This window comes from Streptomyces sp. TRM70350, assembly GCF_019219825.1.
GTDB lineage: Bacteria > Actinomycetota > Actinomycetes > Streptomycetales > Streptomycetaceae > Streptomyces.
The window spans coordinates 62,791-69,993 of the sequence record NZ_JAHUXH010000035.1; the positions used below are offsets into that span (position 1 = coordinate 62,791).

Genomic DNA, 7,203 nt, shown 5'->3' on the forward strand with positions numbered 1-7,203 from the left:
CGGGACGGCTCAGCGGGCGAACCAGCAGCGGACCGTCGTCCCCTCCTCGCCGGTGTGCACCCGTACGAGGTCGGCGACCAGGTTCACCAGCAGCAGCCCCCGGCCGCCGCGCTGGTCCCGGGCGGCCGGGCGGCGGCCCGCCAGCGGGTCCGTCAGGCGGCCCGTGTCATGGACCTCGCACACCACGTACCCGTGCTCGGCCCACACCCGCAGCACGCCCGAACCGCCGCCGTGCACCACGCTGTTGGTGGTCAGCTCGGCGGTGACCAGCGCCAGGTCCTCCAGCCGCGTACCGGCCAGCCCGAACCGCGCCGCCTCCCGGGTGGCGGTGTGCCGGGCCGTCGGCAGCGTCTCGGCGGCGAAGGCGAAGGACAGCGCGTCCGGTACGGCGGGCAGGGGCTGGTTGTAGCGGTTGACGACGCCTTCCCAGTCGTACGCCGAACTGTCCTGCTCCCGGCCCGAGGCGATGACCGTGGGATGGGTGGCGCGGGCGTCGGTGAGCACCCTCTCGTCCAGGGCCTGGACGTCGTACGGGCACAGGATGGTCACCGGGCGGCCCGCGAACGCCGCGTTGATCAGGGCCTCGTGCTGGGCGCAGGCCGGGTACTCGGTGGGGGTGCGGCCCGCCCAGATCGGCTCGCCGATGATGCGCACCCGGCGGTGGGGCGGCTGGGCGTCGGCGAACGCGCGTAGCACACCGGGGATGATCCGGCCGGGGTTGCGTCCGGCCTCGCGCATGTCGAGCAGCCGCACCGCGTCGGCGATGTCGCCGAGCCCGTCCCGGATCAGCGCCAGGTTCTTGCCGGGCACGGCCACCGCCACCGGCTCCCCGGCGGCGAGGCCCTCGCGGATGAAGGGGACGGTGCCGTCGAGGTACTCCTGCTCGTCGGCGTAGAACAGCGCGGGGTGCACGAAGGGCGCGCTCATGACATCGACACCTCGATCGCCGACAGGCCGGGCCAGAACAACTCCAGTGTCCGGCACAGGGCGGGCGGCGGCCGGTGCAACACGATCCGCCGGCCGGCGGGCAGCCGCCGCGCGGCGTCCACCAGCACTCCGGCGCCCGCGACGTCCACGAACGTCACGGCGGACAGTTCCAGATGACACACGGCCCTGCCGTCCCGCACGACCTCCTCCAGTGCGCGTGCCCAGATCCCGCGCGTGGTGAACCCCACCTCTCCGACCGCGCGTACGCCGAACCGCTCGGCCAGGGGTGCGACGGTCAGCCCCGCCGTGCCGCCGGACCCGGACGGAACCCGGTGCTGGATGGTCACAGCCGTCTCCCGATACTCCTGGACACGTCGCTCGTACCCCGACGCGAACCGGTCAATCCCCGAACCCGGCCGGCACGGGGTGTAGGCCGCCGTGTCCCGGGAAGGCGCACGTTCAGCATCGGGGCGACGGGGGGCTCCACACAACTGACTGCCTACGACTTTCGGGGACCACGAAGGCGGTGACATGACCTCAGCGGCACCACCCTCTCCAGCGGAGCGGTTGCACCCACTCACCATCGACTGCCGCACCGACGGCACCGGCCGGGCCGTGTTGTGCGCGCGGGGAGAGGTCGTCCACGGGTGCGACGACATTCTGGCCAGGGCGCTGGCCGCACTGCCCGCCGGTACCAGCCGGGTGGAGCTGGACATGGTCGGCGTGATCTTCATGGACACGGCGGGACGGCAGTTCCTGGACACCCTGCGCGACTACGGGCGCCGGAACCTGATCCCGGTCTCCGCCATCAACTGGCACGGCCAGCCGCGCCGCATCCTGGAGCTGATCGGCTTGGACACCACCGACCCTCTGCGCCCCGGGGACCCGAACCCCCCGGCCGTGCCGTCCCCCACCCCGCCCCCCTCCGCCGTGTCCCTGGAACGCGCGGAACAGCTCCACGAACTGCGCGAGGAGATCGAGCACCTGCGTCGGGCCATCGCCTCCCGACCGGTGATCGACCAGGCCCGCGGCATCCTCATGGCCACCCACGCCTGCACCTCCGACGAGGCCTGGCACGTCCTCCGGGAGGCCTCCCAGCTCTCCAACACCAAGCTCCACACGGTCGCCGAGGCCATCACCTCCGGCGTGGAGAACGACGGCCCGGCCCCGCCGGAGGGGGTACGCGTGGCGCTGCGACGGGCGCTTGCGCGGCGGGGGCGGTGAGGCGGGTCACCTCCCGTTTCTCGTCGCGCTGCCGAAGGTCCGTTCGAAGGAGTGGAAGGCGACCTCCTGCCGCCACTGGATCGCGGCCTTGGGACTGGCATCGAGCAGACGACGGCAGTCCGCGCCGGGTTCGGTGACGCCGGGCCGTGCGCCCCGGCAGGCGGCCGTGAGGTGGTACCCGTCCCGCGTCGGACTGCCGCGCCACAGGCTGCGGCCCGGCAGGAAGGCGTACTCCAGGGACGCCCGGGCCAGGTCCTTCAGCTCCGGGTACGACAGGTCGTAGGTCTCGGCGGCGTACCGGTACTCGCGGCTGATGTCGGTGCGGCTGACGCCGGGGTCGTCGGTGGACAGCACGACCGGGACGCCGTAGCGGCGGTAGGTGGTGAAGGGGTGGTCGTCGCCGCGTACGCCGAGGATCTGGGCGTTGCTGGTGAAGGGCACCTCGACGGCGATCTCACGGTCGGCCATGGTGCGGGCGGTGCGCTGCCAGTCGTCCTCGTGGACCAGGTCGACACCATGGCCGATGCGCTCGGCGCCGGCGACGTCCACGGCCTGCTGGATGTGGAACGTCAGGTGCTCGGGCTTGACCAGACCGGGCCACAGTTCGCCCGCGTGCAGGGTGAGGTGCGCGCGGGGGTAGAGGCCGCACAGGTAGCCGAGCATGCGCATGTGCAGGCGGTAGTCGCGCAGGGCGATCTCGCCGTCCTCCGGCTGGACGAGGTTGACCGCGAGGAACCGGGAGTCCCGTTCGGCCAGGCGCATGCCGAGCGCGATCTGGGTGAAGACCCGCTCCGGTGAACTGCCGCGCGACACCTGGGAGATGAAGCGGACCGGCAGGTCGCAGGCGGGCCGCGGTCGACCGGTGTCACAGCGGGCGGCCGCGCGGAACTCGGCGTCGGCGTCGTCCGCTTCCTTCCGTGCCTCGGCCACCAGCCTGTCCAGCTTGCCCCCGGCCGTCAGTTTGCCGTGCAGCTTCGCCAGGTCGCTGTCCCAGCCGACCTCGGCGGCGAGCCGCTTCGCACCGGCGGAGGCCGGGGTGACCATGGTCTCCAGATAGAACTGGTTCTGGGCGGCCACGTCGTCGGCGACCTCGGCGAGCAGCTTGCCGCGGTGCCGCTCGGTCACCGCCCCGAACTTGCCGAAGGTGGCGAAGAAGTGGTCGTGGCCGTTCTGGTCCGGCGGGAAGTCCTGCATGGACCAGGCGCGGAGGATCGCGTCGTGGAAGGCGCGGTCGGTACGGGCGTCGGCGGCGGGCCGGGTCCCCGGACCGCAGGGCGGGGCGACGGCGGTCATCGTCGCGGTCTCGACGCACAGTCCGTCCTCGGCGGCCAGCTCGATCAGATACTCCGTGGTGGCCGCCCCGGAGAGGTGGTTGTGCAGATCCGCCCCCTTGGGCAGCCGCCGGAAGAAGCCACTCAGCAGGTCGGGTTGGTGTCGGATGGCGTCCAGGTAGGCGGCCGTACCCCTCTCCCCCACGGTCACGGGCCGTGGTGGGGAGGCCGGTTCGGCAAGTCCGGGGGTGAGCAGGGTGGACGACGTCAGCAGTGCCACAGCGCCCAGCCCGGCCACCGCGAGGCGGCCGGACCGGGGCACCGTAGGAAAGATCGGAGCAGTCACGCCCGCATCATCGACAGGGGGATGCCCGGACATGCGCGGACCGAGCGGTGTACGGGGGACGACCACTCCCGCGGGTGACCCGACCGGCGCTGTCGGTTGCGAAACCATCCGCGTCGGCGTCCCCGAAGCGGCAGCGCCCTTCGCCGGAGAACACTCCGGCGCCGTCGAACACCTCGGTGGCCGTGGTCGCAGCGAAGCCCGGCGTGCCCGCTGCCTCAGGTGCGGGGAGCTTGCGGCTGTGGTGGTGTGGGCCTGTCCAGCAGCCCGCGCCGTACGGCGGCTTCCGCGTCACGGCGACGCGCGCGCTCGGTCTGCGTGGGACGCACCCAGAGCAGGTGCTCCCCGCCGGGTGGGGCGATGACCCCACCGGTCCGGGAGTCTCCGGCCCACCACAGCACACCTCCGGGTTCCGGATTGGTCAGGTGGTACCGCGGGGCCACGGTGCGTACGGACAGCGGGATCAGGGTGCCCGTCACCGGATGGCGCAGCACCACGCGGGGCGGCCCCTGGCCCGGCGGGATGGCGACCGCGTTGCAGGCGATCCACGTATGGGTGGCCACGGTGCGCCGCATACGGCGGGAGTTCATGAGCGCCGCCACTCCGACAGCGGCGACGACGGGACCGCACCCGACACAGAACACGGCGAGCGCGCTCAGCCAGCCGATGCCGGACTGGTGCGCGCGCGGTCCGACGGCCAGCCCGACGACGAGGGCGGTGGCCCCGATGCCGACGCACCGCCAGGCCCGCCGACGATGGTCGGCGAGTGCGCGCACGGTCGCTGGGAGCGCGAGTGCCGTCGTGTGGGTGCGAGGGTGGACTTCAGGCATACGGGGCCGTCTTCTCTTCGTGCGTGTACGTGCGGTGGCCGCACTGGCCTCGGACTCGGGGCCCGGCGACTCGATGCCGCGCGGGCCCCTTGTGTCGGTCGGAGGCGTTGAACTCAGCCGATCTCGATCTTCCCGTTGCCCTCAGCGGCCGCCGCGGCCACGGGCTGGTCAGCGCCGTCCCGCTGGGTGATGCCCTTGAGCAGCTCGGCCAGGTCGACACCCGTGGTGGAGCTGAGCAGTTCCATGCCCTGGGCCACGTTGTCCGCGACGGTGCGCGACAGTCGGCTCGCGCCGTCGGTGGAGATGACCGTCATCTTGTCCACGGCGCTCAGCGGCTCGGACGCCTTGGCGACAACCTGCGGCAGCACCTCGACGAGCATCTGCAGCACGGCCGCGTCGCCGTACCGCTCGAAGGCGTCGGCCTTCTTCTCCATCGCCTCGGCCTCGGCCGCGCCCCTCGCGCCGATCGCCGCCGCCTCGGCCTCACCCTCCAGCCGGACCGCCTCCGCGATCGCCGCACGCCGGGACCGCTCCGCCTCACCCTGCTTCAGGCCCTCGATCGCCTCCGCGTCGGCCAGCGCGCTGCGGCGCTGCTTCTCGCCCTCACCGACGAGCCGGGCCCGCTCGGCCTCCGCCTGCGCCGCCGCGATCCCGGCCAGCCGCTCGGCCTCGGCCTGCTTGACCCGCGCCACCCGCTTGGCCTCGGCCTCCTGCTCGGCGGCGTACCGCTGGGCATCGGCCGGCTTGCGCACCTGGGTGTCGAGCTGCCGGTCCGTCAGCGCCGCCTGCCGCTCGGCGACCTTCTCCTGCTCGGCCAGGATCTCCTGCTGCCGGGCGGCCTCGGCCAGCGGACCCGCGGCCGCCGCACGGGCCGCGGCCTCGTCGGTCTCGGCCTTGATCTCCGCCTGCTTCAGCGCGAACGTCCGCTGGGCGACGGCGATCTCCTCCTCGGCCTTCAGCCGCGCCTGCTCGGCCGCCCGCCGGGCCACGGCCTCGGCGATGTCCGCCTCCTGCTTGGCGCGGGCCGCCTCCGGGCGCCCCAGGTCCTCCAGGTAGGAGCCCTCGGTGGTGATGTCCTGGATCTGGAAGGCGTCCAGCACCAGGCCCTGCCCGGACAGGCTGGCCTCCGCCTCCTCGGCGACCTGGCCCGCGAAGGCCGCGCGGTCGCGGATGATGTCCTCGACGGACATCCGGCCCACGATCGCGCGCAGCGCGCCGGAGAGCACCTCCTGGGTGAAGCCGACGATGCCGTCCTGCTGCATGAGGAACCGCTGCGCGGCGGCGCGGATCGAGTCCTCGCTGCCGCCGACCTTGACGATGGCGACACCTTCGAGGTTGGCCTTCACTCCGCGCAGGGTGACCGCCCCGCGCACGGCGACCGGGATGTGCCGCGAGGACAGGTCGAGGGTGAACTTCTGCTGGACGAACGGCACGACGAACACACCGCCGCCGACCACGACCTTCTGCCCGCTGTTGTCGGTGAACACCCGCCCGGTCTCCGGGTCGGTGGCCTGCTTGCCGCGCCGCCCGGTCACGATGAACGCCTCGCTGGGGCCCGCGACCTTGTAGCGGCTGATGACGACCAGTGCCAGGAGGACGAGGAGTACGACAACTCCCGCCACGGCAATGACGACTGAACTCATGAGTATTCCCCTCGGCCCTCCCAGGGGACGGCCAATCGAGAAGGGTCGGATGAAGGAACCGCACCGGCGTATCGGTGCAGAAGCTAAGACAGCGGGCCGGGGGTCAGCGTTCGACCGGACGCACGGACACCGCCGTGGGTGACAGCGCCTGATCCACCCACACCTCGGTACCGCGAGCCACGGGGACGGCACTCCTCGCGGAGAGCTTCACCGGCTGCCCGGCCACATGGACCAGCACTTCGCCGTAGCCGTCGGCCGGGATGGGGGTCACCACGGACCCCGAGGCACCGATCAGGTCGTCGTCGCGAGGGGCGGCTCCGGAGCGATCGCTCATCAGCGCGCGGCTGAGACGGTACGTCAGCCAGCCCGTGGCGACGCCGGTCGGTACCCCGACCGCGGTGGCGGCAGCCGCACCCAGCCCGGTGGTGCCCAGGACGATCGCACCGGAGAAGCCGAGCATGGACACGAAACCGGCGATCACCGGAAGCGACAGCAGCCCCTCCGCCAGGCCGTCCAGCGCATCGACACCGTCGAAGAGCCCCTCAAGCACATCACCGAAGATGAGCGACAGGGCAAGGAGGACGACCCCCGCAATGCCGAGCCCCAGAAACCAGGCCATCCGCGCACACCGCCTCTCCTTGCCCTCCCCCGTTGTCGCAGGCATCGTCACACGCGGACACCAGGCAGGACATTGCCTGGTTCCGGCAATCTTTACGTGCCTTTGATGCCGCGCTCTCCACAGCCGGGCAGCCGACAGCCCGGGAGCCTGCTGACGCCGTGTCACACAGGCGATCCCAAGGCATCAGCCGGCCCAGCACCGCGGCCACGCCGACATGTTCCGCGAGCGAATCCTCAGCGGCACGACACGCCACGGCTGAAGCGGGACTGTCCGTCCGACAGGTAGCCAGTCGGTCCCCCCCCCGTCATCTTCTTCGCGGTCCTGACACCATCGACGGGCTCAGGCC

General features: G+C 72.4%; 7 protein-coding genes. 1 reads left to right on the forward strand and 6 read right to left on the reverse strand.

The genetic code is table 11. The annotated features are described in order from the left end of the window. Positions 1-9: 9 nt before the first annotated feature. A complete protein-coding gene (locus KWI83_RS32945; protein ID WP_218518062.1) occupies positions 10-927 on the reverse strand; it encodes an anti-sigma factor RsbA family regulatory protein in 918 nt (305 codons plus the stop codon). After that, positions 924-1,274 (reverse strand): STAS domain-containing protein, encoded by a 351-nt coding sequence (locus KWI83_RS39315; protein WP_308122315.1) that lies wholly within the window; start codon positions 1,272-1,274, stop codon positions 924-926. The genes KWI83_RS32945 and KWI83_RS39315 overlap by 4 nt, the downstream gene beginning before the upstream one ends. Before the next feature lie 184 nt (positions 1,275-1,458). On the opposite strand from KWI83_RS39315, the gene KWI83_RS32955 reads away from it, so the two are divergent. Continuing rightward, positions 1,459-2,151 (forward strand): ANTAR domain-containing protein, encoded by a 693-nt coding sequence (locus KWI83_RS32955; protein ID WP_218518064.1) that lies wholly within the window; start codon positions 1,459-1,461, stop codon positions 2,149-2,151. Between the two features lie 6 nt (positions 2,152-2,157). Here KWI83_RS32955 and KWI83_RS32960 read toward each other — a convergent pair whose 3' ends face one another. From KWI83_RS32960 to KWI83_RS32975, 4 genes are all read right to left on the reverse strand, one after another. Beyond that, positions 2,158-3,768, reverse strand: coding sequence for an adenosine deaminase (locus KWI83_RS32960; RefSeq protein WP_374106427.1), 1,611 nt, complete (start codon positions 3,766-3,768; stop codon positions 2,158-2,160). Positions 3,769-3,983: 215 nt separating this feature from the next. After that, the gene (locus tag KWI83_RS32965) at positions 3,984-4,595 is read right to left on the reverse strand and encodes a hypothetical protein (RefSeq protein WP_218518066.1); all 612 of its coding nucleotides are present in this window, start codon (positions 4,593-4,595) and stop codon (positions 3,984-3,986) included. A 113-nt stretch (positions 4,596-4,708) separates the two neighbouring features. Continuing rightward, positions 4,709-6,238 carry a flotillin family protein gene (locus KWI83_RS32970; RefSeq protein WP_218518067.1) on the reverse strand — a complete coding sequence of 510 codons (1,530 nt, stop codon included), beginning with the start codon at positions 6,236-6,238 and terminating at the stop codon, positions 4,709-4,711. 103 nt (positions 6,239-6,341) lie between these two features. After that, a complete protein-coding gene (locus tag KWI83_RS32975) occupies positions 6,342-6,857 on the reverse strand; it encodes a hypothetical protein (protein WP_218518068.1) in 516 nt (171 codons plus the stop codon). Positions 6,858-7,203: the final 346 nt, after the last annotated feature.